The following is a 22,819-nucleotide window of genomic DNA, read 5'->3' as shown; positions in this document are numbered from 1 at the left end:
AAAACCCGCATTAAGTGAGAGAGCGTCAGCCCAAACCCCGCGTTAAGTGAGAGAGGGTTACTTCTGGCGCTTATAGAACGGGAGCTTTACTACTTCGAACGGCTCTGCCTTGCCGCGGAGGTCGATATCCAGGGCGGTGCCGGGTGCTGAGTGTTCGACGTCGACATAGGCCAAAGCGATCGGGTAACCGAGCGTGGGGCTCGGCTGGCCTGAAGTCACCTCGCCCACTACGGTGCCGTCCTTGAGGACCGGGTAGTGGCTGCGGCCGGCGCGGCGGCCCAGGCCTTTGAGGCCCACCAGCTTGCGGCCGGAGGTGGACCCGGCGCCCAGTTCCTTGAGCTCAGCCAGTACAGCCCTGCCCACGAAGTTTGATTCCTTCTTGAGCGACACTACCGGCCCCAGCCCGGCGGCGTAGGGGTTGCCGTCACGGGAGAGCTCGTTGCCGTAGAGCGGCATGCCGGCCTCGAGGCGGAGCGAGTCGCGGCAGGCCAGGCCAGCGGGGATGAGCCCGTGGCCGGCGCCGACTTCCAGCAGCGCCTCCCACAGGCCGGCGGCGTCCTCGTTCGGGATGTAGATCTCGAAACCGTCCTCGCCCGTGTAGCCGGTGCGCGCCAGCAGCAGCTCCTGGACAGTGCCGTTGACGGTAATCCCTACTTCAACCGCGGCGTAGTACTTCAGCTCAGTCACCAGCGGGTGCTGGGCCGCGGGGACCAGCTTCAGGAGGATGGCCTCGGCCGTCGGTCCCTGGACGGCGATCAGCGAGGTCTCGGCGGACACGTCCTCCACCGTGACATCGAAGTTGGCGGCCCGCTCGGCCAGCGCCGCGGCAACCACCGCAGCATTGCCGGCGTTGGGGATCACCAGGTACTTCTGTTCATCAAGGCGGTAGGAGATGAGGTCGTCGATGATGCCGCCGTCTTCCTGGCAGATCAGCGAGTACTTTGCCTTTCCGACGGCAACGGCGGACAGCTTGCCAACCAGTGCGTAATCGAGGAACGCAGCGGCGTCGGGGCCGGTGACCCAGACTTCGCCCATGTGGGAGAGGTCGAACAGGCCGGCGGCCTTGCGCACGGCGCGGTGTTCGGCCAGTTCCGAGTTGTACTTCAGCGGCATCTGCCAGCCGCCGAAGTCGGTGAAGGAAGCGCCGGCGATCTTGTGCTGCTCGTACAGCGCGGTGTAGTTCTCGGTCATGGGATCAGCCTTCCAATCCGTTGGTTGAGCTTGTCGAAACCTCGAACTCGGAAAGCGGAGGGCAGGAGCAGACCAGGTTGCGGTCCCCTGCTGCGCCGTCGATGCGGCCCACCGGCGGGAAGTACTTGTCCTGCCGGAGCGAGGCCACCGGGAAGGCGGCCTGTTCGCGCGGGTAGGAACGGTTCCAGTCAGAGGAAACGACGGCGGCTGCCGTGTGCGGTGCGTTCCGCAGCGGGGAGTTCTCCACCGGGAAGTCGCCCGCGGCCACCTGGTCGATTTCCTTGCGGATAGTGATCATGGCTTCGATAAAGCGGTCGATCTCGGCGAGGTCCTCGGACTCGGTGGGCTCCACCATCAGGGTGCCCGCCACCGGGAAGGACAGGGTGGGGGCGTGGAAACCGAAGTCGATGAGGCGCTTGGCCACGTCCTCCGCCGTCACGCCGGTGCGGGCGGTCAGGTCGCGCAGGTCCAGGATGCACTCGTGGGCCACCAGGCCGCTGGTGCCGGTGTAGAGGACGGGGAAGTGCTCGTCCAGGCGGGCGGCAACGTAGTTCGCAGCGAGCAGCGCGGACTTGGTGGCTTCGGTGAGGCCTTGGCCGCCCATCAGCTTCACGTACGCCCAGGAAATCGGCAACACGCCGGCGGAACCGAAGCGTGAAGCGGAAATCGCCGCTCCGTGCCCGGCCGCAGCGTTTTCGGAAGAAGCGTTATTGGCGTCACCCGGCATAAACGGTGCCAGGTGCGCCTTGGCAGCAACCGGACCCACGCCTGGCCCACCGCCGCCGTGCGGAATGCAGAAGGTCTTGTGCAGGTTAAGGTGTGACACGTCCCCGCCAAACTTGCCCGGCTGCGCCAGCCCCACCAGGGCGTTCAGGTTGGCGCCGTCAACGTACACCTGGCCGCCGGCCGCGTGGATGGCGTCGCAGACCTCGCGAACATCCGAGTCGTACACACCGTGGGTGGACGGGTAGGTGATCATGATGGCCGAGAGGACGTCCTTGTGGGCCTCGATCTTGGCCTGCAGGTCCGTGTGGTCAATGGTGCCGTCGGCAGCGGTAGCAACCACCACAACCTTCATGCCGGCGAGGACAGCGGAGGCTGCGTTGGTGCCGTGCGCCGACGCCGGAATCAGGCAGACGTTGCGCTGTGCCTCGCCGCGGGAGTGGTGGTAGCCGCGGATCGCCAGGAGCCCGGCGAGCTCGCCCTGGGAACCGGCGTTGGGCTGGATGGACACCTGGTCGTACCCGGTGATCTCGGCGAGATCCGATTCCAGTCCGGAAATCAGCTCACGCCAGCCGGCCGTCTGGGAATCAGGAGCAAAGGGGTGGATCGAGGCAAACTCGGGCCAGGAAATGGCTTCCATCTCGGCCGTGGCGTTCAGCTTCATGGTGCAGGAACCCAGCGGGATCATGGTGCGGTCCAGCGCCAGGTCCCGGTCGGAGAGGCGGCGGATGTAGCGCAGCAGCTGGGTCTCCGAGCGGTGGGTGTTGAACACCGGGTGCTGCAGGTAGGTGGAGGTGCGCAGCACCGGCTCCGGCAGCTCGAAACCCTCGGCAGGCACCACGGGACCGGCGCCAAAGGCGACAACAACCGCGGAGAGGACCTCCGGCGTCGTGGTTTCATCGACTGACACGCCAACTGTGTCCGCATCGATGAGGCGCAGGTTGATGCCGCGGGCTTCGGCGGCGGTGATCACCTTGGCGGCTTTGCCGGGGACGCGGACGGTGATGGTGTCGAAGAAAGTATCGGACACCAGTTCCCGGCCGGCGATCTGGAGCGTGGCGGCCAGGGCACGGGCATTGTTGTGGACGGTTTCGGCGATCGCCTTCAGGCCGTCGGGGCCGTGGTAAACGGCGTAGAAGGACGAGACGATGGCGAGCAGTGCCTGCGCCGTGCAGATGTTGGAGGTGGCCTTCTCGCGGCGGATATGCTGCTCGCGGGTCTGCAGGGCCAGGCGGTACGCGGGGACGCCGGCGTTGTCCTTGGAGACGCCCACGATCCGGCCTGGAAGCGTGCGCTCCATGCCGTCGCGGACGGCCATGTAGGCGGCGTGCGGTCCCCCAAAGAACAGCGGCACGCCAAAGCGCTGGGTGGAGCCGACGGCGATGTCCGCGCCCTGCTCGCCCGGCGGAGTGATCAGGGTGAGGGCCAGGAGGTCGGCGGCGACCGTGACCAGTGCGCCGCGGTCCTTGGCCTCGGCGATGACGGCGGACTGGTCCCAGACCCTGCCGGAAACGCCGGGCTGCTGCAGGACGAGGCCGTTAATGTCGCCGTCGGGCAGTCCGTGGGTGAGGTCGGCAATTTCCACCTCGAAGCCGAGGGCTTCGGCGCGGCCCAGCACGATGGCGATGGTCTGCGGGAGCAGGTCGGCGTCCAGGACGGTCTTGCCGTCCTTTGCGGTCTTATTCTTGTTGGCCCGGCGCATCAGCAGCACGGCTTCCGCCACGGCGGTGGCTTCGTCCAGCAGGGAGGCGTTGGCCACCGGGAGGGCGGTGAGGTCCTGCACCATGGTCTGGAAGTTCAGCAGCGCCTCGAGCCGGCCCTGGGAGATTTCGGGCTGGTAGGGCGTGTAAGCGGTGTACCAGGCGGGGGCTTCGAGGATGTTGCGGCGGATCACCGGCGGGGTCACGGTGTCGTAGTAGCCCTGGCCGATCATCTGCACGGCCGTCTTGTTTTTTCGGGCCAGCTTGCGGAGCTCGGCGAGGACCTCGACTTCGCTAAGGGCGCTCTCAAGGGTGAGCGGCTTGTCCTGGCGGATGGAATCGGGCACGGCGCTGTCAACGAGGCCATCGAGGGTGTCGTAGCCGACGGCCTTGAGCATGGTGTCGATGTCGGACTGGCGGCGCGCGCCGATATGGCGGTCTGCGAAGGTGGTGGGGGACGACTGAACCGTCATAAGAGGAACTCCATAATTCAGGTGGCGCCGAAGCACCACGTTGATTCGGGTTCCTCCCCGCTCTGTATTGGACCTGAGAGTTTTGTGTAGTCCTGCTGTTTGGCAGGGCGCCACTTGCACCGTCGGTGAGCCCGGTTGCCCGGACTGCTTTCCAGAGTTGCCTTGCCGCGGCGGTACGTGGGCCTGAGAGATTCCTGGGGAGGATTTGCTCCTACGGCGCCTGCAGAACGTACCGGCAGGACTCTCCCGCCGCAGATCATAAGCACGTGCCACTGTTGGGTGACACGGCTCACACCATACAGGATCCGTGGTCAGGATGCAAAATGAGGACCGGCTTTCAGGCGGGCGGACGACGGCGGCACGTCCCGCCGTCGTCCCCTCACCGAAGTGCCGCCGGGCTCCCCGGGGACACCCTTGGCAGGGCCTGAGACAATGGCCGGATGGAGATCGCCCTGGGACTTCTGGTTCTCGTTGCGGTGGTTTGCGCCGGAAGCGCGCTGGGCCGGAAACTGAATATTTCCGTGCCGCTGCTGCTGGTGCTGGCGGGCGTGATCGGTTCCTTCCTCCCGTTTGTTCCGGACGTGGAACTGAATCCGGAAGTGGTCCTGGTGGGGCTGCTGCCGCCGCTGCTCTACGCCGCGGCGCTGCGGACTTCGCTGTTCGATTTCCGCTCCAACCGCCGGGCCATCGGGTTGCTCTCGGTGGGTTACGTCATTTTCGGGACCCTCACGGTGGGGCTGGTGGTCTGGTGGCTGTTCCCGGAGATTCCGCTGGCCGCCGCGTTCGCGCTCGGCGCGGTGCTGGCGCCGCCGGATGCGGTGGCCGCCACTTCGATTGCGCGGAAGGTGGGGATGCCGCGCAGGATTGTCACCATCCTGGAGGGCGAGTCCCTGGTTAATGACGCCACCGCGTTGATCTGCCTCAGGGCCGCAATCGCCGCCATCTCGGGGGCCGTTTCTGTTGCCGGGATCGCCGGGGACTTCCTGCTCGCGGTGGGCGGCGGACTGGTGGTGGGCATGGCCGCGGCCTACGTGCTGACCGAACTTCGCAAGCACATCCGGAACGTTGCGATCAACACCTCAACGTCACTGGTGGCCCCCTTGGTGGCGTACCTGCCGGCCGAAGCGATCCATGCCTCCGGGGTGCTCGCCGTCGTCGTTACTGGCTTGGTGATGGGCACGAAGGCGCCGTCCATGCCCAACGGCGCCGCCCGCCTGAGCCAGCGCAGCAACTGGAACACCGTGCAGTTCCTGCTGGGAAACTCGGTGTTCCTGCTGATCGGGCTCCAGGTCCGGACCATCATCGAAGGGGTCCAGGACGATTCCCTCGGTGCCGGCCGGATCTGGGCCGGCTGCGCGGTGATCCTGCTGGCGGTGCTGGTGCTCCGGCCGGTGTGGGTGTTCCCGGCCACCTACCTCCCCCGGCTGATTCCTGCCGTGCGGCGCAGCGATCCGTCGCCGCCCTGGCAGTTCCCGGCGATTGTTTCCTGGGCCGGAATGCGTGGAGTGGTCACCCTCGCCGCGGTGCTGGTGCTGCCCGAGGACCTGGAGCACCGTTCGGTGCTGATCCTCGCTGCCCTTGTGGTGGTGGGCGGCACGCTGACGCTGCAGGGCTTTACGCTCCCGGCGCTGGTCCGCGTCCTCAAGGTGCAGGGTCCGGACCAGCGCGAGGATGCACTGAACAAGGCGTCACTGATGCAGCTGGCCACCGCCGCGGGAGTGGAGCGCCTGCACGAACTGCGGACGGACGACGACCCGCCGGAGGTGGTGGCCATGCTGAAGCGGCGCACGCAGGAGCGCGGGCTGGCGGCGTGGGAACGGCTGGGCCGGCCGACGGCGGAAACAGCGACGCCGAGCGAGCGCTACGCGCGGCTGCGGCTTGCCATGCTGGAGGCGGAACGGGCCAAGGTTTTGGAGCTGCGGCGCGGAGGCGAGTACGCGCAGGAGGTCCTCAGCGATGTCCTGGAGCGGCTGGATGTCGAGGAATCAATGCTGGATGTGGCGCTGGACGAGGTGGACACATCCGGTGAGGGCGGCGGCGAAGGCATCGCCCGGCCGGGCGGGGTGTGCGCGCACCTTGAGTCGGCGCGGCCGCGGGCGGTTCCGCCCGACGCGTTCTGCGCCGACTGCGTCAGGGAAGGTACGACGCCCGTGCACCTGAGGATGTGCCTGGCCTGCGGGCAGGTGGGGTGCTGCGATTCCTCCCCCGCAACCCACGCATCGCGGCATCACGGGAAGACCGGGCATCCGGTGATGCGCAGCATCGAGCCGGGCGAGGACTGGCGCTGGTGCTACCAGGACGACCTGCTGGGGTGATGGCCTGCTGAGGCGCGGCCTGCCCACGTCACTCCCGCTCAGGTGAACGGACGACGCCGGGACGTGCCGCCGTCGTCCGCTCACCATCACCCAGGGGGTGCCGGATCAGGCCGGAATAGGGGATAATCAAAGACCCCTTGGAGACGGGATGTGCCCCATGACCAGCCACACCATTGCCGTCCACATCACGGTAGACGATCAGTCCCACCCCGCCGCAGTATCCGACCTGCTCGCTGAATTGTCGTCCCGCTTCAAGGAGTTAACGCGGGCCGAGTTCATGCCGGGCGGGCAGCGATGGGGAGGGGCAGAAATGCTCAACGTCCGCAGGGTCAAGACGGCCGCCGATGTAGTAGCCGTCTCCGCGCGCGACAGGAGGCATCTGGCCGCCCAGTTGGAAGCTGCACTTGCCCACCGCGAGGCCGGCTACCAGGAAGCAGAGGTAGCCGCGCTGCGGGAGTTTGCGGACAACCTCGCCCGGACGCTGAGGATCGGTGGATCACACTTGCTGTGAAACTGGACGGGTGGCCTTGGCCCCCGTTACCGGTTCTTAGCGCCGGTTCTCCTGCCGATCCGGTGCCCTGCCCAGAACGCCAGCAGGAGCAGGCCCACGACGGCGACCGCCAGGCCGATCTGGGTTCCCTGGGTTATGAGGGCAGCGCCGTTGGCAGAGAACGGCGTATTGCTCAGCGGTGCGTAGGCGAACCAGCCGATGTAATCCCGGTTCAGGACGGCAATGAGCCCGCCTGCCAGCACCGCCGCGAAGCCCGCGAAGGGCAGGACGGCGGCACGGACTTTGGCTCTTTTTGGCATATTCGGCTGCTCGCCAGCGTTGTTTTCCCCCATGGAAGCGAGTCTAGCCGGGGTGGTCAGCCGCGATTAGGCTGGGCGGATGTTGACCATCGGCAGCACCGTCCGGACGACCCTGACTTCTTCATCGTGCTCGCTGATCCTGACGGGAACCGCTTCTGCGTGATCGACCACGGCCCGCGGTAGCACCGCCGTTCATCCCACCCGCGACGGTGACGTTTGGGAACATTCCTGTCCGCCCTGCCGTTGGCATCCCTACGACCCGCGCCGCCTTTGAACGCGGCGGTGCTTACGGAAGGGAACGCATGGCCAGGGCTATTTGGAACGGAAAAGTCATCGCTGAATCCACGGACACCGTGGTGGTGGAGGGCAACCATTACTTCCCCCGTGACGCCGTCAACGCGGACTACCTACGGGACAGCGACCTCTCTTCCATCTGCCCTTGGAAGGGCAGAGCCAGCTATCACACGCTCGAAGTTGACGGAAAGCAGAACGTGGACGCGGCCTGGTACTACCCGGAAACAAAGCCGCGGGCAAAGCAGATCGAGGACCGGATCGCGTTCTGGCGCGGGGTCACCATCGAGGCTTAGGAACAGAAAGCAACGGACGACGGCGGAACCTCCCGCCGTCGTCCGGGCAAATAGGCCACCATGGTGAGTGTGGACGCACAGCAGCTTTTCCCCGGCGCGCTCATGGAGATCTACGATGTGCTTTCAGCGCGGATGTCCGGGTTGGGTAGCGACATCGTCGAAGAGTTTTCAAGAACCCAGGTGAGTTACGGGGCGGCGCGGAAGTTCACCTGGCTCACGCCCATCTCGAAGAGCAAAGCTCTGCTGACCATGGACATGTGGGAGGAGCACCACGGCTCGTTCGTCCGTGACATCATTCGGTTCCGTCACGACAAATACACCCACCAGGTGGAAGTGCGCACCGCAGCCGATATTGAGTCTGTAGCCGCCCTCGGCTGGTTTGAAGATTCAGCCGCCTGGGGCCGTAAGCAACGCTGAGCAGTTGGCTGCTTCGTAAGCGCCGGCATCATCGCCTCCCCAAGCTGGTTTGGGCCGCTGCCGCTAAGAGTCGACGACGACATACTCACTGTTGAGCTTTTCTGCCAGGCGTTCGATGTCACTCGTCGATGGTTGGCCGGTGGCCATTTCAGTAAAATCGACAACCATCCAATTCTTCCCATGGACGAGATGGATTTTGCCTTGGTTGGAGTCAGACAAGATCTGGTAGGTTTCGCGAAATGCTTTCTCGTCTGCAAAAAGGTCTATCTGGACCTTTTCAAAGCACAGCTTCTGTGCCGAGGCCAGCCTGATGCCATCGCCCATCGGAACAATTGGATCACCAACAGGATCACCTTCGCAGGCCAGGATGTCATTGACGGCGGTGTAAGCCTCATCCATGGAGCTGAATCCTTGTAAGTTCTCAACTCCCGGCTGCTCTTTGGCTTCACATCCCGTGACCGGAACGGCCACAAGGAAAGCCGCCATTGCAATATTCAGCAAACACCTGTTCTTCGTCATTCTTACCCCCCGTCATTTATCGCACTATTCCATATGCACGAGGAACCCAATAGCCCTTTCCGGTAAGCCGGGGGCGTTATTTATCGCTGTATGCCGAGAGTGGCGATCAGGTCCTCGTGGAACTCGAACCAAATGCGGTGAAAGGAATCGCGGTCTGTCGCGATCAACCAGGCTGGTTCTGTGGCTGCGTTTGCCACCGCCTGGTCGAGCCGGTGCACGTATCCGCCGAACCGCGGCAACGCTCCAGCCAGGCGGGTTTCCAGGCCGCGGAAGGATGCCACGGCGTCGGTAAAGGTTTGAGCCGTCATGTGGTCCAGACCTTGATCCGGCTGGTTCTCCTGGAACAACCGGTCGAGTTGAAGCTGGCTGCAGGCGGCGACTATATCCGTGTTCAGGGGCACGAATTCCTCGTGCACGGAGGTGACCGACGCACGTGCACCCGCCGCCTCCAGTTCCTCGGCCAGGAGCCGTTCATTTTTTCTGTCCTGCCCGCGACAGTCAGGGACCATCCCCGCGAGTCCCCGAATGAGGAGCGCACGGCCCACCCCTTCGAGCCGGCTTCGATGAGAAGGCGTTCGACTTGTTGCGGATCCTGGCCAAACCTTTCCACAACTGCCTCAGTGTCAGCGAAGCCGAGGAGCCTGACGGAGTGGAGGGTGAGCAGCATCGTGGGCTGGTTCGAGCTCATCACAGACCCTTTGCCGGCGCTTCGGTAACGGTTCCCCTGGTTCCGTCGACCACGATGGCGGTTCCGGCCGGGAAACGGTCGAGGGCGCCGGCTACCCCTAAAACAGCGGGAATGCCATATTCGCGAGCCACGATGGCGGCGTGCGAAAGCATGCCGCCTGTTTCCGTCACGATTGCAGCGGCCAGCCCGAACAGCGGTGTCCAGGCAGGGTCAGTGGTCCGGCAGACAAGGATGTCGCCGGGCTTCACTGTGGAAAATTCGTCCACGCTGCGAACTGTCCTTGCGGTGCCGCACACGGTCCCCGGGCTGGCACCGGTTCCAAAGGATGTCATCAGCCAAAATTACCGTGTCGGCAAACCCATGCGCAGGAGGAATTCTTGACCGTCATCCTGATGCAGTACTACGCCGGGGTTTGGGCTTCTGTACTTCCGGCGGCGGAAGTACCACAACGAGTAGCGTCGCGAATGGCCCGAGGAACATTGAGATGAAAAACCAAGCCAGCCGGCTCCGGTTCTTCTGTTCGGCCAATCCGGCATTGATCAGCGCGATGGCGAACCACATGCCGCCCCCATTGACGTAGTTGCTATCCATTGGCCTACTCAACCACATGGGGGATTTTGCGAACTTAGGTTTCGTCGCCACAAAACCCAAGGTTGCAACGCAAACGATCAGAACATGGCCATTCAAATCTCTAGAGGTTAAGGGCGCGGGTGTCAGGGCTAGCGGTCCAGCGTCGCTGTCGCGCCGTGGTGGGAGAAAGTATGCGCTTGCGTCGCCACCGGCTCTGGCCGCGGATGAGGGTTCGGGCGGATCATGGAGTTGTCTGCCGCGGTGGACGCCGACCCGTCTGTGGTGCCGTGGTTGAGCCTGTGGGCTAGCGTGGCGCGGAGGGCTTCCACGGGAACCGTGGATTGTTGCCTTGGAGCACGAGTGTTAGATTCCTTTGTTTTCCCTGTCCTCCCCGCGGCAGACGCCACCAAGGTCGAGTCGGGTTGTCAGGAGGAACAGTCATGGATATCGTGCACGAGCGAGCCGCGGGAATGGATATTTCCAAACGCGACGCGAAGGTCTGTCTCCGGCTGCCGGGGGAACGGGCCGGAACCTATACCTCCACGGTCACTACGTGGGGCGCAACCACAGCGCAGATCCTTGCCCTGCGGGATTTCCTGGAACAGGAGCACGTCACCACTGTCGTCATGGAAGCCACAAGCGATTACTGGAAACCCTTCTTCTATCTCCTCGAAGAGACGCTGCCGGTGATCCTGGTCAACGCCAAGGCCGCAAGGAACATCCCGGGCCGCAAAACCGATGTCTCTGATGCGGCCTGGCTCGCTCAGTTGGGCGCGCACGGGCTGCTTCGGGCCTCGTTCGTTCCGCCCGAGCCAATCCGGGAACTGCGGGACCTGACCAGGGCCCGGGCCATTGCCATCCGTGACCGGACCAGGGAGATCCAGCGCCTGGAAAAGTTTCTGGAAGGCTCCGGGATCAAGCTCTCCTCCGTGGTCTCGGATCTCACTGGTGTTTCATCCCGGGCGATGCTCGAGGCCCTCGTCAGCGGTGAACGCGACCCCGAAGTCCTCGCCGGCCTCGCCAAAGGCACCCTCCGCTCAAGAATCCCCGAGCTCGTGGAGGCCCTCACCGGCCGCTTCAAGGCGCACCACGCGTTCATGGCCCGGCTGCATCTAGACCAGATCGATGCCCAGTCCCGCATCATCGACGCGCTCACCGGACGGATCGAGGAAGCGATGGAGCCCTTTCGTGCTGCCAGGGAATTCCTGGCCACCATCCCCGGAGTCTCACTCAAAGTCGCCGACGTGATCATCGCCGAAACCGGCGCGGACATGTCCCGCTTCGAAACACCTGGCCGACTCGCTTCCTGGACCGGAGTCTGTCCCGGCGCCAACGAATCCGCCGGACGGATCAAGTCAGCCCACGTCCTGCCCGGCAACAAATACCTCAAAGGCGCCCTCGGCATCGCGGCCATGTCCGCTTCCCGGGGCAAGGACACCTACCTCGCTGCAAAATACTGGCGGATCGCCGCCCGCCGCGGGCCCATGAAAGCGACCGTGTCCCTGGAACACTCCATCATCACCGCCGTCTGGCATATGCTCGCCGACGGAGAATGCTACGCCGACCCCGGCGCCGACCACTTCACCCGTCTCGACCCGATCAAAGCCCGAAACAACGCCATCAAAAAGCTCAACAGCCTCGGCTTCGACGTCACCATCACCCCGGCCACCGCAGCCTGAGTCACCAATTACTTTCGTATTAGACTGGCATGGTTAGGACGGATTGGGGGATCCAGAGCGGCTCGCGCCGCTGTTCCGCTGGTCGGTCGCCGCCAGCGGGCCAAGGATGACCATGACCTTCTTCCAGAGCTTTCCAGTACCGCCGTTGCCGCCGCAGCCGCGGTCGACAAGATACGTCCCGCCGCCTTGGGTGGCTCCTCCCGCTCATGAACTGCCGGCCGTCGTACACGTGGGCAAGTTCCTGCACCGCAGTCCATCGATCGTTGTGGGCGTGAAGAGCGCAGAGGTGTTTTCCACCGGCTGCTCCTTCAGCCTGTCCTGGCTATGTCGACGCGTCGACCAGAATGACGAAGACTGGACTGATCTTCAGGAGCACTTCCATCACTCGGGGATGGGCTTCCGCCAAGGGCGGTCACAGCAGACATCCTTGATGTTCGGCGTCCAGTTCCCCAATGGTTCCAAAGCCAGCACTGCCTATCAAGGGCCCCACAGCCTCAGGGGAATTGGTCAGGATCCCGAGCCACCGACACTTGCCCTGAATAACGGAGGAGGCAGCGGAGGCGACGACGAGCTCTCGGGCACCGGCACAATCTGGCTGTGGCCGCTTCCTCCGGCCGGGGAGATTCGCTTGCTGGCTCAGTGGATCGCCCTTGGCATGCCGGAATCATCCGTAGTCGTGGACGGAACCCAGCTTCGGGAGGCCGCGGCAGCCACCCAGAAGTACTGGCCGGAGGAGGGTACGCAAGGATGATGGCTCTCGACAGTCTGGTCTTGACCGTTGTCTTCGCGGCGGTCTTCTTCTACATCCTCTACGGCGTCATCCGCGCCGCCGTACGGGACGGCATCCTTCAGGCCGAGAAACGTCGGCACATGGCGGACGTTCCTCCGTTTGATGACAGCGGCGTAAGGTCATGACCGTCCAGGGCCTGCTCGCAGCCGTGGCCGGGTTCGGAGTCGGGGCGCGGTGCGTTCCCCGCCCTTCGGAGCTTGGACAACTGTGAACAACGTTTTTCCCGCCCTCGCTGTAGCGGCTTTCGCTGGCCTATCGCTCACCGGATGTTCGTCATCCACGCCCACGACAGCAGCCACAACAGCTACGCCCGCTCACGGTGCAGCCAGCCAAACGGCCGCAGCTCCTGACTCCGTGCCCGGTTCCGCCACTGAACCGAACAAAACTGCAGACTTCACGACAGCAAACGCGAACGCGCGCTGGGTGGGCCAAATCAAGTCTGTGACTGAGACCGAGCCGGGCAGGATCCGGATCGAGACCAGTGTCGTTGACCCGCGGGCGGCCACCGGCACCGAGGCGGCCGTGACCGCGATCGCCATCTGCGAGTCTGCAGTGGCTCTGTTCGGCCAACCTACGTATCGGTTCTGGAAGATGACGGCACCAGCTTCGTGCTGTACGGACACCCGTCAGTCCCCAAGGGTGCCTGTACCGAGGTTTGACCAGCTAAGCTGCGGGCCCAGTCAGCGCCTTGCTGTGTGGGGCTCCACGACTACCTGCACGTCGTCTTCGTAGACGCCGACGATTAGATCCGTCCCATGTTCCCCAGCTAATCACCAGGCACGTGATTAGCGCAGCAGGGGTAACCCTTTCTTCAGATGGGAGGCAAACTGCCGACGAGTACGTCGAGCAGTTCAAGGTCGTACCGGTCCTTAAGCTGGGCTTCGCCTGCAAAGGCGTTGAGATCAGCATTCTGTGCGGGCAATTGCCACAGCACGCTTCCGGGACGCAGTTCATCAAGTCGGCGATACCACTCGATCAACGGCTTGCGGAGTTGCACGTGCAGCTCGAAGGAGCGGCGCGTCCGTGTTAGGTCCGATGCCTTGCGCTGGCGGAGGATCTGCTCGTCCGGAAGAGTGATCATGACAGCGTCAGCGAAGCCCAAGCGGCGCACGCTGAAAGCTTCCCGAACGCAGGCGTACTCATCGAGAAAGCGCCCCGAAGAATCGGCCCCTATTCGGGCCAGGCACCAGGCGTAGTGCAGCTTCAGCGGGTCGCTGTCGCATACCGCGACACCTTGCGTGGCCTCGAGTGCGAGAGCCGCAGACCAGCGGCCAGCGTTGACGTCGACCCAGTATCCAGCAAGAGCCTCCCGATTCGATCCATCCGGCTCATGGCCGTTTGGAAGATACTCGGGCACGAACTCGCGTCCCATTGCCCGACACCAGGTCGTCTTCCCGGCGGCGCTTGGGCCCTCCACTGCCACGATCACCCGCCAATCCTAAAGCAGGTGGCCTACTGGCCGTCGGTGTGGCCTGACCAGTGACTTTTCCGGGCTGTGCTGGTCTGTACAACGATGCCGACCCGCGGGAGACTGACGCCATGCGCAACCTGACATTCGGCATGAACGTGAGCGTGGACGGTTATATCGCCGGGCCCGGCGATGATCTGGGCTGGAGCTTGCCGAGCGACGAGCTGTTCCAATGGTGGTCCGACCGGGTGGGGTCGACGGGCCTGGCGCTGTACGGGCGCAAACTGTGGGAGACGATGAGCTCCCACTGGCCCACGGCGGACCAGCAGCCGGGCGCCTCACCCGCCCACATCGAGTACGCCCGCCGCTGGCGGGACATGCCGAAATTGGTGTTCTCCTCAACGACCGCCGCTGTCGACTGGAACACGCGCCTGGTTACCGGCGACGCGGTCGCCGAGATCACCCGGCTCAAGGCCGACGACGGCGGCTCGATGGACATCGCGGGTGCCACACTCGCCGCGGCGGCCATGCGGGCCGGGCTGATCGACGAGTACCTGATCGTCACCCATCCGGTCCTGGTGGGCGGCGGTACGCCGTTCTTCACAGCCTTGGACAACTGGGTGAACCTGAGCCTGGTGGAGACGCGGACGTTTCCCGACGGTGTACTCATGACGAGGTATGTGGCCAGGCGCTGAGTGCGTGACGTCGAATCGGCGAGGGCTTCGTGTCACCCAAGGATCTTGTGCCCCTGGTTCAACTGTCTCCAAGGATGCGCCGCTTTCCAGCGCTGAACTCTTCGTCAGTAAGTGCGCCCCGTCCATGCAGTTCTGCAAGGAGGGCAAGCTCTGCCGCCAGCGATCCCTTACCCATAATCTTGCCGACCATCATCCGTGGCCCTCTGGCGCGTTTAGCCGTCTCCGGCTGAAGCTCGTGAGTCCGCGATGAACTGTTGACGGCATAGGTGATTAGCAGGGTGATTACGAGGACGCCCATCGCGATTCCCAAAGGGACACGGAAAGGCTCGGTCGCGTTTATCAAGACAGCAAGGAAGGCCGCGGCAACAACTGCACAAAGCCCAGCTATCCGCAGCGACGATCGGCTAATACCAAACGTGAAGGTGTATCCATCGGCCTCGGTCGAAACCAAGTGCTCATTCATCTGCCGATAATAGCCCCGCGGACACCTATTGAACATCCTCCGGCCAGCGCACAAACCTCCCCATGCAACGCTGGAGAATCCCCGACTTACCCTGCCGCGGGAAACCCTGCCGATTGTCAACCAAGCTCGGGGACCTTACGATCGCATGGACCGGCGTTGTAGGGTGACGGCGTGATCGTCCCCACTATTTCCCAGAATGCCGAGGCAGTTGCGGACCACTACGACGAGCTCGACCCGATCTATCGCCGGGTGTGGGGCGAGCACGTCCACCACGGCCTATGGACGACGGGCCGCGAGACGCCCGCCGAGGCGGTCGAGGCGCTGGTAGACACCGTCGGCGATCGGCTGCGCCTTATGCCCGGGGAGGATTGCGTGGACATCGGCTGCGGCTATGGCTCCACGGCAAGGCAGCTCGCACTGACACACAAGGTCAGCGTCACCGGCTTTACGCTGTCCGTCGAGCAGGCCCGCTATGCCGCCGCGCATCCCGCACCCGCCGTGGACATCCGGCTCCGCGACTGGCTCGCCAACGGGCTGCCCGATGCCTCGGCCAACGCCGCCTGGGCCATCGAGTCGAGCGAGCACATGGTGGACAAGCCCAGGTTCTTCGCCGAGGCGCATCGCGTGCTCGCGCCCGGCGGCCGCTTCGTGGTCTGCGCGTGGCTGGCCGAGACTGGTGCCAGCGGCTGGAAGCTTCGCCACCTGCTTGAACCGATCTGCCGCGAAGGGCGCCTGCCCTCGATGGGCACGCGCGAGGAGTACGAGGCGATGGCAGTGGCAGCGGGTTTCGTGGTCGAGGGCTACGAGGATGTCAGCCGCCGCGTCGCGCGCACCTGGACCATCTGTGCCCGTCGACTTGTGAAGGCCTTGATCGTCGACCGGGAGACCCGTCGCGTGGCCCTTGGCGCACGCAACCTCTTCGCTCTAAGCCTGCCCCGCATGATCCTGGCCTATCGCACCGGTGCGATGCGTTATGGGATATTCACCCTGTCGAAGGCGAAGGAGGACGGGGCGCCGCGCGAACCCGACATATAAAAGAACAGCGGACGACGGCGGAGCCTCCCGCCGTCGTACGCTGCTTCTTGTAGGGCCCGCCATTGCGCCCTCCAAGACCATTCCGGCTAGGCGGCCAACGGCATGTCGAACAGCTGCTCGGCAAGCCGGATCAAGTGGCGCGGAGCGTCGGTGTGTTCCCCTGACTCTGCCCGGCCCAGGAACAAGGCCGTTCCGTGGATTGTCGCTTCCACGTCAACGCCGGCTTCGCGGATCAGGACTTCCGCCCGGAGGTTCTCGGCGTATTTGATCCCCTCGCTGTCCAGGTAGGCATGCCAGTCCGTCCCGGCGATATGGCCAATGTCCCCCGCCGCCACCCGCCGCAGCGCTGCCAGGTCCAGCTCCACAGGCAGGATATGCACGGGATGGGCCAGCGGGGCGGGGACCACTAGGGCCGTGAAGGAAGTGTTCATGGTGTTGTCCTTGACGCTCGATCCGGTGTGCGGCGCCTGACCGCCGCGCGGGGACGCGGGCAGCCGTTCGGGCTAGGAGTCCCTTTTCCGGCTGCCCGCGGGCTATTTAGCGTTGGTTTTTGCGCGGCTTTGCGAAATTAAGTTCGCTATTCTCGTTTTTGGCCCTTTTGTCGGCCCTTTTTTCGAGAATCGACTTGCCGGCTTTTTTAGCAGCGCCGCTTTTGGGGGATTTTCCGGACATCGGAATCACGCCTTTCTTTGCTTGCGTTACCCAGTACCATACCTACTTTTATTTTTTAAGCCAGTCCGCGAAACTGCGCCGCCAGCGGTAGCGAGCGGTGGAGCGCAGGCCTGACCAATCGGGTTCGGTATTTTTCGAATTGACCAACAAATGCAGCGAAAGTTTCTCCAGAGAAGTGCGGGATTGTAGAATTTAATGCGAAAAGGGAGGAAAGAATCACCGGGTTGCCACTTTTTCTCCCCAGCCTGATCAAAGCAAACCAAGTTCTCCCTCAGCGGCCCACTGAAACCTGAACACGTATCCAATGGTGGCGGTGTACCTTCAGTCGCTCAGCAGGCTGCGGCCGGGACGTTCGGCCCTAAAGCCGAACCCTTGGGGATTGGCAAACTGGTAGTGGGCCAAGAACCTGAAAACCTCAAGGAGGCCATGATGGCCAGCATCTACATCCCCTACGGAACCGTCGAGGGGCAGACGGCCAGGATTGCCGAGTTCATTGCGGATGTGGTGCAGGCGCAAGGCCATACCGCCAAGGCCGTGCACATCAAGGAAGCAGGAGCTGACATCCCCGAGGAATACGACGCCGTGCTGGTTGGGGCGTCTGTGCACCTGGGCAAGCATGAGGACTACGTGCGGGATTTCGTGCAGAAGAACCGGGAGAGTCTGGAACGGCTCCCATCGGCGCTGTTTTCCGTCAGCATGGCAGCCCACGGTGATACGGAGAACGCCGAGGGCTACGTCGAGAAGTTCGAGGAAGACACGGGCTGGCGGCCGGCCCAGGTGGCACTCTTCAGCGGTGCCCTGCTCTACACGCAGTACGGGTTCATTAAGCGCCTCATCATGAAGAAGATTGCCAGCGACAAGGGCTCTCCGGACACGGACACAGCCCGGGACTACGTGTACACCGAGTGGGACGGCGTGAAGCGGTTCGCGGAGGACTTTCTGGCGCGGCTGTAGCATCCGCCGCTACGCGGGGACGGTGCGTGGCGTGGCGTAAAAGAAGGGAGAACGACGGCGAGGCTTCCCGTCGTCGTCCGCTCGCGTGTCGGAGTCGAAGGGCAGCGGGTGGCACCCCGTTGCTGGCACACTGGCCCAATGAACGCGGCACTCACACCTTCCCGCCGGCCTGGCATCCGCGCGGCGATGTTTGTTGATTTCGACAACGTCTTCACCGGCCTCCAGGCTTTGGATCCGCAGGCGGCGAAGCGGTTTGCCGAAGACCCCAAGCATTGGGCCGATGCCTTATCTGCAGGAGGTCCCGGCGAGGGTGCCCGGCGCTTCCTGATCCGCAACTGCTACCTGAACCCCATGGTGTATTCGAAGTACCGCACATATTGGACCCGCGCCGGATTCCGCGTCATCGACTGCCCCTCCCTCACCCAGCGGGGAAAGAGCAGCACGGACATCAATCTGGTGCTCGACGCCATGGACGCACTCTCCGGCGGCGGTGGAATCGAGGAGTTCTTTATCGCCTCGGCCGATGCCGACTTCACGTCCCTGATCCAGCGGTTCCGCGCTGCCGACCGGATGACCACGGTCATCGCAGCCGGTGCGGTGGCCTTCGCCTACAGGGAGATGGCGGACCACGTGGTGGAGTCCCACGATTTTGTCTCGATCCTCAACGGCACAACCGCTGAACCCGTCCGCGCAGCAGCTTCTGTAGAGCAACCCCAGGCACCTGCCGCAGCCAAGGCAAAGGCCAAAGCCCACTCCCCCGCGATCCGTGAGGTAGCGGAGTTTGTCCGGACGGCACCGGGACCGGTTGTTGGTGCCATGGTGGCCCACCGGGCGCTCACAGCCGATCCTTCTTTGAAGACGGACTGGGGCGGCTTCGGAAAGTTTGGGACGTGGGTTTCCCAGATCGGCAAGAACGTCGAGTATTCAGCGGCACAGGGCGGCTGGGTCTGGGACTCGAAGCGGTTCTCCAATGAGGACCTTCCCCTGCCAGCCGATGCGCAGCCGGGTGTCGAGGAGCGGGTCACCCGGGTGACGGACGTGCCGGCGCTCTCGGAAGCCCAGTTTCGGCAGATCTTTGAGGCCATGGCGGAGCGGTTGCGGGAGCATCCGCCACTCAATCGCACGGAACTGTCCCGGCAAGTGCGGGATGACTGTGTCAATGCAGGCCAGCCGGTCTCGCGCAGTGCGGTCAGTTTTGTCCTGCAGGGTCTCGCCTACGCCAATTTCCAGCTCCACGACCAGGCGACAGCGGAGGAGTTGGCCGCAGCCTGGACGGAGAACGTGGAAGAACTCTGCCGCGTAGCGTTGCTGGAATTCGACGTGTTGGAGAAGCTGGCAGTCCGGCGCTGGGCGAGCGGCGGACTGCTGGACAACTGATCCGAGCACAGCGGACGACGGCGAGAGGTCCCGCCGTCGTCCGCTTCCGTTCGCTCACCCGATGACATTTCCCAACAGAGTCGTAGGCTACTGAAGAGGCTGCACACCAACGCAGGCCTCGGGCCCGAAGGGAACATCGAGTGGACAGTAATCCTGGTACCTGGTTCTTGAGCGGTGCTGAGCGGGGGAACACGGCCACCGGCGTGCATGCCGGTGATGACGGATCGACGTCGTGGTCCGAGGGCAACCTCGTGAAGCCCCTGATCCACGGGGCCGCCTACTTCGCCCGGCTCCATGAGGAGCTGTCGGCACTGCAGGCCGGAGACCGCGTGTGGTTCACCGACTGGCGTGGCGACGGCGACGAGCGGCTCACGCCGGATGGGCCCGCCATCGGTGAGCTGCTGGCGCGGTTGGCCGAAGCGGACGTGGAGGTGCGCGGCCTGATCTGGAGATCCCACGGCGAGCGCATCTCGGCTCCCATGAGCAACCGGTCCAACGAGCTCCTGAGCCGCCAGATCAATGACGCCGGCGGCGAGGTGCTGCTCGACCAGCGGGTACGCCTTTTCGGCTGCCACCACCAGAAACTGGTGGTCATCCGCCGCCGCGACGACCCCTCAAAGGACGTCGCGTTCGTGGGCGGAATCGACCTCTCGCACGGCCGCCGGGACGACGCTGATCACGCAGGAGACCCGCAGGCGGTGGACATGGATCCCCGGTACGGGAAACAACCCCCGTGGCACGATGCAGCCCTGGAACTGCGCGGCCCGGTGGTGGCGGACGTGCTCGAGCTGTTCGCCGAGAGGTGGAACGACCCCCATCCCCTGGACCACCGCACACCGTACCGGATGCTGCTGCAGCGCCTGGCGGATATGCCGCGGCATCCCGAACCCCTGCCGGAAACTGCGCCGCCGCCGCCGCCGGCCGGCCCCCACGCCGTGCAGCTGCTACGTACCTACGGCGTGAAGCATCCGCCGTTCCCGTTCGCCCCCGATGGTGAGCGGAGCGTCGCCCGCGCCTACACGAAGGCTTTCGCCCAGGCGCGCTCGCTGATCTACATCGAGGACCAGTACCTGTGGTCCTCGGAAGTCGCCACCGGAATCGCGGCAGCCCTCGAACAGAACAGGGAGTTGAACGTGATCGCCGTGGTGCCCCGCTACCCGGACTCGGACGGTCCGCTCGGAGGGCCACCCAAGCGGGTGGGGCAACTGCGCGCCATCGAGGGGATGCGCCGGGTTGCCCCCGGCAGGTTCGGCGTCTTCAACCTGGAGAACAAAGCCGGGACTCCCATCTACGTCCACGCCAAGATCTGCATCATCGATGACACCTGGTTCACCATCGGGTCGGACAATTTCAACCGCCGGTCCTGGACCACGGACAGCGAACTCACCTGCGCGGTCATCGACACCAGCGCGGGTTCTGATGCTTCCCCCTCACTGGCCTGCTCCCTCCGTCTCGAGCTCTGGGCCGAACACCTGGGCCTGGAGCAGAACGACCCCCAGCTCCAGGACCCGGCAGCCGGACTGGGCCTGTGGAAGGCCACCGCCGACGCCCTGGACCAGTGGCACAAAACCGGAGGCGGTTCGGAGCGCCCCCGGGGACAAGTTCGGAACCACCATCCGCAGCCGGTGCCGCGGCTCCAGCGCCTCTGGGCGAACCCGGTCAACCGCTTTCTCGTGGACCCGGACGGGCGTCCCCGCAAGATGCGCGGCACCACCGAGTTCTAGACGGGGACAAAAGGAAGCGGACGACGACGGGACCTCCCGCCGTCGTCCGCTTCGCTTTGGTGCCTACTGGCTGAAGGGGACCTTCTCCCAGCTCAGGACGTCGCCGCTGGCGCTGTTGCCGGCCACCGTGAAACGTACGTAGTTGGTGGCGTTGGCGGAGCCGTCCACGGTGATGCGCTGCAGGTTGTCCGCGGCGGGCTGGCCGTAGACCTCCAGCCAGGGAGAGTCCTCCGCCAGCGGCTCGTTCTCGGCAAAAACGTGGCTGTCGCCGTTGATGAGGTAGACCGGACCGTCGAAGCTGTTGGTTTCCTCGACGATGGCCTGGACAATCTCACGGAAGCCGGATACGGCCTCCGGGTTGGCAGATGCGGCGGCGAGCTGGGACGGGTCGAACATGTCCGCCTGGGTCATCAGCACCACGGCCCGGTCGTTGCGGCGCCCGGCGTCTGCGAAGGTCTCGCGGATCTGCGCCAGGACGGCATCCGTACGCTGCTCCACCTCGGCCAGCTGCTCGGGTGTGGCCGTGGTTTCGCCCAGCCCGGTCCAAGGCAGGAGCGAGTTGTTGCTGCCCTGGATGTTCAGCACGGAGAAGGCCACGCGGTTCTGGGTGAAGCGGACGTTCTCCGGCAGGCCGAGTTCTTCCTGGGTCTTGACCGGCATGGTGGCGCCGAGGGTTTTGCCGGGCTCGTCGAAGAAGACTTCCCGCAGCTTGTCCAGCCGCTCCAGCGGGTTGTAGGCGCCGTTGTTGGTGCGGTGGCAGTCCACCCATTCGTTGTCCCCGGGGGTGAAGACCAGCGGGTGGGTGAAGGTATCGAACTGGGTGCGGATGTTGGCGAAGTATTCGTCGGAGCAGACCGACGAGCCGTTCTTGATGTCGCCCACATGGGTGACGAATTTCAGGTCCCTGTCGGCGTTGATGTCCTGGATCCGGCCCGGGAACTTCGCGGTTTCGGCGGCGCCGTAAGGGATGTCGCCGATGACTCCGAAAGTGAAGGCCTCGCCGGTGTTGTCAGCGGCGATGGCGGGCTGGGACGCAATGAGGCCGAGCGCCAAGGTGAGCGCCGCCGTCGTAATTTTCATGGTGTGTGAAGGCATCGCAATGTTCCTGTCTCGAAGAAGGGCTCAGGCCGCGCGGGCGGTGAGGAACTGCTGCAGGCCGGCGAGGTCGTCGGTGTTGATATGGTCCACGCCGGCGTCGGCGAGTTCGGTCCAGACGGCGTCGCGGGCTGCGCCGGGAGTGTCCGGGGTGGCCCAGAAGCGCACGCGGTAGCCGTTGGCGTGCGCCTCGGCAACGTAGGCGTGCAGCTTAATGCGCTCCGCTTCGGGCATGGGCCCGACTCCCTGCCAAGTGAAGAGCTTGGTCCAGTTGTCGCTGACCAGCGGCATGAGCCCCGCCGGCATGCCCGAAGTGAGGTCGGCGGAGCGGCCGTCGTAGAAGCTGAACCGCTTGTCCTGCGCCTGCATGGTGGCCAGCGGACGGTTGCCGCTGATGACGGCGGTGACCGGGCCGGTTTTGACGTTGCCGTTGGTGTAGCGGCTCATGATGTCCCGATGCTCGGCCAGTTCCTGCTCGACGGCAGCATAGGTGGCCTCGCCCTCACTCTTGATGTCGATCAGGAGCTGCAGGCTGCCGTCCCAGTGCGGGTAGACGGCGTGGCCCGGCTGGTTGCGGACAAGGTCCTCAAGCGGGTCGAGGTAGAGGCTTTCGAGCGTGATGCCCTGCTTGGCGTCTTCCAGGTCGTGGGCCACCAGCAGTTCACCTTCCACCAGCCACACGTCAGCTTCGACACTGGTGAAGCCGTGCTCCAGGGCGTCGAACAGGGGGCGGTCATGCTCGTAGTCGTTGTGTGCATGCGCTTTGGCCAGCGGCTGGCCAACGACGACGGGCGTGGGCTTGGGTGCCTCAGCTCGGGCGGGTGCCACTGTGGTGCCGGCCAGGGAGGCAAAGACGGCGACGGCGGCGAGGGTGCTTTTCACGAACACGCAGTACTCCTGGTACCTCGGGATGTCTGCCCGGCAAGGGGGGGTG

At 64.5% G+C, this 22,819-nt stretch carries 24 protein-coding genes and 2 riboswitches; of the genes, 12 read left to right on the top strand and 12 right to left on the bottom strand.

Translation table 11 applies throughout. The annotated features are described in order from the left end of the window. Positions 1–57 precede the first annotated feature (57 nt). Both gcvT and gcvP read right to left on the bottom strand, forming a co-directional pair. On the bottom strand, positions 58–1,191 hold the full coding sequence (gcvT, locus tag ARTSIC4J27_RS02335) for a glycine cleavage system aminomethyltransferase GcvT (protein WP_050053606.1): 1,134 nt from the start codon (positions 1,189–1,191) through the stop codon (positions 58–60). Between the two features lie 4 nt (positions 1,192–1,195). Beyond that, a complete protein-coding gene (gcvP, locus tag ARTSIC4J27_RS02330; protein WP_050053605.1) occupies positions 1,196–4,087 on the bottom strand; it encodes an aminomethyl-transferring glycine dehydrogenase in 2,892 nt (963 codons plus the stop codon). 52 nt (positions 4,088–4,139) lie between these two features. Further along, positions 4,140–4,247, bottom strand: a riboswitch (glycine riboswitch). 1 nt (position 4,248) lies between these two features. Then, a riboswitch (glycine riboswitch) is annotated at positions 4,249–4,346 on the bottom strand. A gap of 181 nt (positions 4,347–4,527) precedes the next feature. Between gcvP and ARTSIC4J27_RS02325 the strand changes: the two genes are divergently transcribed. Both ARTSIC4J27_RS02325 and ARTSIC4J27_RS02320 read left to right on the top strand, forming a co-directional pair. Further along, the gene (locus ARTSIC4J27_RS02325) at positions 4,528–6,402 is read left to right on the top strand and encodes a Na+/H+ antiporter (RefSeq protein ID WP_050053604.1); all 1,875 of its coding nucleotides are present in this window, start codon (positions 4,528–4,530) and stop codon (positions 6,400–6,402) included. A gap of 157 nt (positions 6,403–6,559) precedes the next feature. Then, positions 6,560–6,913 (top strand): hypothetical protein, encoded by a 354-nt coding sequence (locus tag ARTSIC4J27_RS02320; protein WP_152683754.1) that lies wholly within the window; start codon positions 6,560–6,562, stop codon positions 6,911–6,913. Between the two features lie 26 nt (positions 6,914–6,939). Here the strand turns inward: ARTSIC4J27_RS02320 and ARTSIC4J27_RS02315 are convergent, their stop codons facing one another. Next, a complete protein-coding gene (locus ARTSIC4J27_RS02315) occupies positions 6,940–7,245 on the bottom strand; it encodes a hypothetical protein (RefSeq protein WP_050053602.1) in 306 nt (101 codons plus the stop codon). Positions 7,246–7,514: 269 nt separating this feature from the next. Here ARTSIC4J27_RS02315 and ARTSIC4J27_RS02310 point away from each other — a divergent pair, with 269 nt between their 5' ends. Together ARTSIC4J27_RS02310 and ARTSIC4J27_RS02305 are read left to right on the top strand one after the other, a co-directional pair. Further along, a complete protein-coding gene (locus ARTSIC4J27_RS02310; protein WP_050053601.1) occupies positions 7,515–7,799 on the top strand; it encodes a DUF427 domain-containing protein in 285 nt (94 codons plus the stop codon). Between the two features lie 69 nt (positions 7,800–7,868). Continuing rightward, positions 7,869–8,216 carry a DUF5655 domain-containing protein gene (locus ARTSIC4J27_RS02305; RefSeq protein ID WP_152683753.1) on the top strand — a complete coding sequence of 116 codons (348 nt, stop codon included), beginning with the start codon at positions 7,869–7,871 and terminating at the stop codon, positions 8,214–8,216. Positions 8,217–8,279: 63 nt separating this feature from the next. On the opposite strand, the gene ARTSIC4J27_RS02300 is transcribed toward ARTSIC4J27_RS02305, so the two are convergent. From ARTSIC4J27_RS02300 to ARTSIC4J27_RS22015, 4 genes are all read right to left on the bottom strand, one after another. Continuing rightward, positions 8,280–8,717, bottom strand: coding sequence for a hypothetical protein (locus ARTSIC4J27_RS02300; protein WP_152683752.1), 438 nt, complete (start codon positions 8,715–8,717; stop codon positions 8,280–8,282). A 98-nt stretch (positions 8,718–8,815) separates the two neighbouring features. Continuing rightward, positions 8,816–9,244 (bottom strand): hypothetical protein, encoded by a 429-nt coding sequence (locus tag ARTSIC4J27_RS02295; protein WP_235436488.1) that lies wholly within the window; start codon positions 9,242–9,244, stop codon positions 8,816–8,818. Positions 9,245–9,422: 178 nt separating this feature from the next. Beyond that, on the bottom strand, positions 9,423–9,755 hold the full coding sequence (locus tag ARTSIC4J27_RS02290; protein ID WP_083435276.1) for a PEP-utilizing enzyme: 333 nt from the start codon (positions 9,753–9,755) through the stop codon (positions 9,423–9,425). Positions 9,756–9,807: 52 nt separating this feature from the next. Then, positions 9,808–10,014 (bottom strand): hypothetical protein, encoded by a 207-nt coding sequence (locus ARTSIC4J27_RS22015; RefSeq protein WP_083435275.1) that lies wholly within the window; start codon positions 10,012–10,014, stop codon positions 9,808–9,810. A gap of 419 nt (positions 10,015–10,433) precedes the next feature. Here ARTSIC4J27_RS22015 and ARTSIC4J27_RS02285 point away from each other — a divergent pair, with 419 nt between their 5' ends. The 3 genes from ARTSIC4J27_RS02285 (at position 10,434) to ARTSIC4J27_RS22885 (ending at position 12,587) form a co-directional block, all read left to right on the top strand. Continuing rightward, positions 10,434–11,672: an IS110 family RNA-guided transposase gene (locus ARTSIC4J27_RS02285; RefSeq protein ID WP_050053597.1), complete on the top strand. Its 1,239-nt coding sequence runs from the start codon at positions 10,434–10,436 to the stop codon at positions 11,670–11,672. Between the two features lie 112 nt (positions 11,673–11,784). Beyond that, the gene (locus ARTSIC4J27_RS02280; RefSeq protein ID WP_050053596.1) at positions 11,785–12,423 is read left to right on the top strand and encodes a hypothetical protein; all 639 of its coding nucleotides are present in this window, start codon (positions 11,785–11,787) and stop codon (positions 12,421–12,423) included. Continuing rightward, positions 12,423–12,587 carry a hypothetical protein gene (locus tag ARTSIC4J27_RS22885; RefSeq protein WP_167344655.1) on the top strand — a complete coding sequence of 55 codons (165 nt, stop codon included), beginning with the start codon at positions 12,423–12,425 and terminating at the stop codon, positions 12,585–12,587. The genes ARTSIC4J27_RS02280 and ARTSIC4J27_RS22885 overlap by 1 nt, the downstream gene beginning before the upstream one ends. 686 nt (positions 12,588–13,273) lie before the next feature. Here the strand turns inward: ARTSIC4J27_RS22885 and ARTSIC4J27_RS02270 are convergent. Further along, a complete protein-coding gene (locus tag ARTSIC4J27_RS02270; protein ID WP_200900738.1) occupies positions 13,274–13,834 on the bottom strand; it encodes a hypothetical protein in 561 nt (186 codons plus the stop codon). Between the two features lie 167 nt (positions 13,835–14,001). Here ARTSIC4J27_RS02270 and ARTSIC4J27_RS02265 point away from each other — a divergent pair, with 167 nt between their 5' ends. After that, entirely contained in the window at positions 14,002–14,565 is a 564-nt protein-coding gene (locus tag ARTSIC4J27_RS02265; protein ID WP_050053593.1) for a dihydrofolate reductase family protein, read from the top strand. Between the two features lie 58 nt (positions 14,566–14,623). On the opposite strand, the gene ARTSIC4J27_RS02260 is transcribed toward ARTSIC4J27_RS02265, so the two are convergent. Then, on the bottom strand, positions 14,624–15,028 hold the full coding sequence (locus ARTSIC4J27_RS02260; RefSeq protein WP_050053592.1) for an SHOCT domain-containing protein: 405 nt from the start codon (positions 15,026–15,028) through the stop codon (positions 14,624–14,626). A 171-nt stretch (positions 15,029–15,199) separates the two neighbouring features. On the opposite strand from ARTSIC4J27_RS02260, the gene ARTSIC4J27_RS02255 reads away from it, so the two are divergent. Beyond that, positions 15,200–16,063, top strand: coding sequence for a class I SAM-dependent methyltransferase (locus ARTSIC4J27_RS02255; RefSeq protein ID WP_050053591.1), 864 nt, complete (start codon positions 15,200–15,202; stop codon positions 16,061–16,063). Positions 16,064–16,149: 86 nt separating this feature from the next. Here the strand turns inward: ARTSIC4J27_RS02255 and ARTSIC4J27_RS02250 are convergent, their stop codons facing one another. After that, a complete protein-coding gene (locus tag ARTSIC4J27_RS02250; RefSeq protein WP_050053590.1) occupies positions 16,150–16,494 on the bottom strand; it encodes a hypothetical protein in 345 nt (114 codons plus the stop codon). Between the two features lie 670 nt (positions 16,495–17,164). On the opposite strand from ARTSIC4J27_RS02250, the gene ARTSIC4J27_RS02245 reads away from it, so the two are divergent. From ARTSIC4J27_RS02245 to ARTSIC4J27_RS02235, 3 genes are all read left to right on the top strand, one after another. After that, entirely contained in the window at positions 17,165–17,689 is a 525-nt protein-coding gene (locus ARTSIC4J27_RS02245; protein ID WP_050053589.1) for a flavodoxin domain-containing protein, read from the top strand. A gap of 138 nt (positions 17,690–17,827) precedes the next feature. Continuing rightward, positions 17,828–19,066 carry an NYN domain-containing protein gene (locus tag ARTSIC4J27_RS02240; RefSeq protein WP_050053588.1) on the top strand — a complete coding sequence of 413 codons (1,239 nt, stop codon included), beginning with the start codon at positions 17,828–17,830 and terminating at the stop codon, positions 19,064–19,066. A 140-nt stretch (positions 19,067–19,206) separates the two neighbouring features. Further along, positions 19,207–20,790: a phospholipase D family protein gene (locus tag ARTSIC4J27_RS02235; RefSeq protein ID WP_050053587.1), complete on the top strand. Its 1,584-nt coding sequence runs from the start codon at positions 19,207–19,209 to the stop codon at positions 20,788–20,790. A gap of 63 nt (positions 20,791–20,853) precedes the next feature. On the opposite strand, the gene ARTSIC4J27_RS02230 is transcribed toward ARTSIC4J27_RS02235, so the two are convergent. Further along, positions 20,854–21,885 carry a metallophosphoesterase family protein gene (locus ARTSIC4J27_RS02230; protein WP_050053586.1) on the bottom strand — a complete coding sequence of 344 codons (1,032 nt, stop codon included), beginning with the start codon at positions 21,883–21,885 and terminating at the stop codon, positions 20,854–20,856. A 27-nt stretch (positions 21,886–21,912) separates the two neighbouring features. Further along, positions 21,913–22,773, bottom strand: coding sequence for a phosphatidylinositol-specific phospholipase C/glycerophosphodiester phosphodiesterase family protein (locus tag ARTSIC4J27_RS02225; protein WP_050053585.1), 861 nt, complete (start codon positions 22,771–22,773; stop codon positions 21,913–21,915). Positions 22,774–22,819: the final 46 nt, after the last annotated feature.

Source organism: Pseudarthrobacter siccitolerans, from assembly GCF_001046895.1.
In the GTDB taxonomy this organism is placed as follows: domain Bacteria; phylum Actinomycetota; class Actinomycetes; order Actinomycetales; family Micrococcaceae; genus Arthrobacter; species Arthrobacter siccitolerans.
Note: the sequence above shows the minus strand (reverse complement) of the source record. Positions and strands in the feature narration are given on the sequence as shown.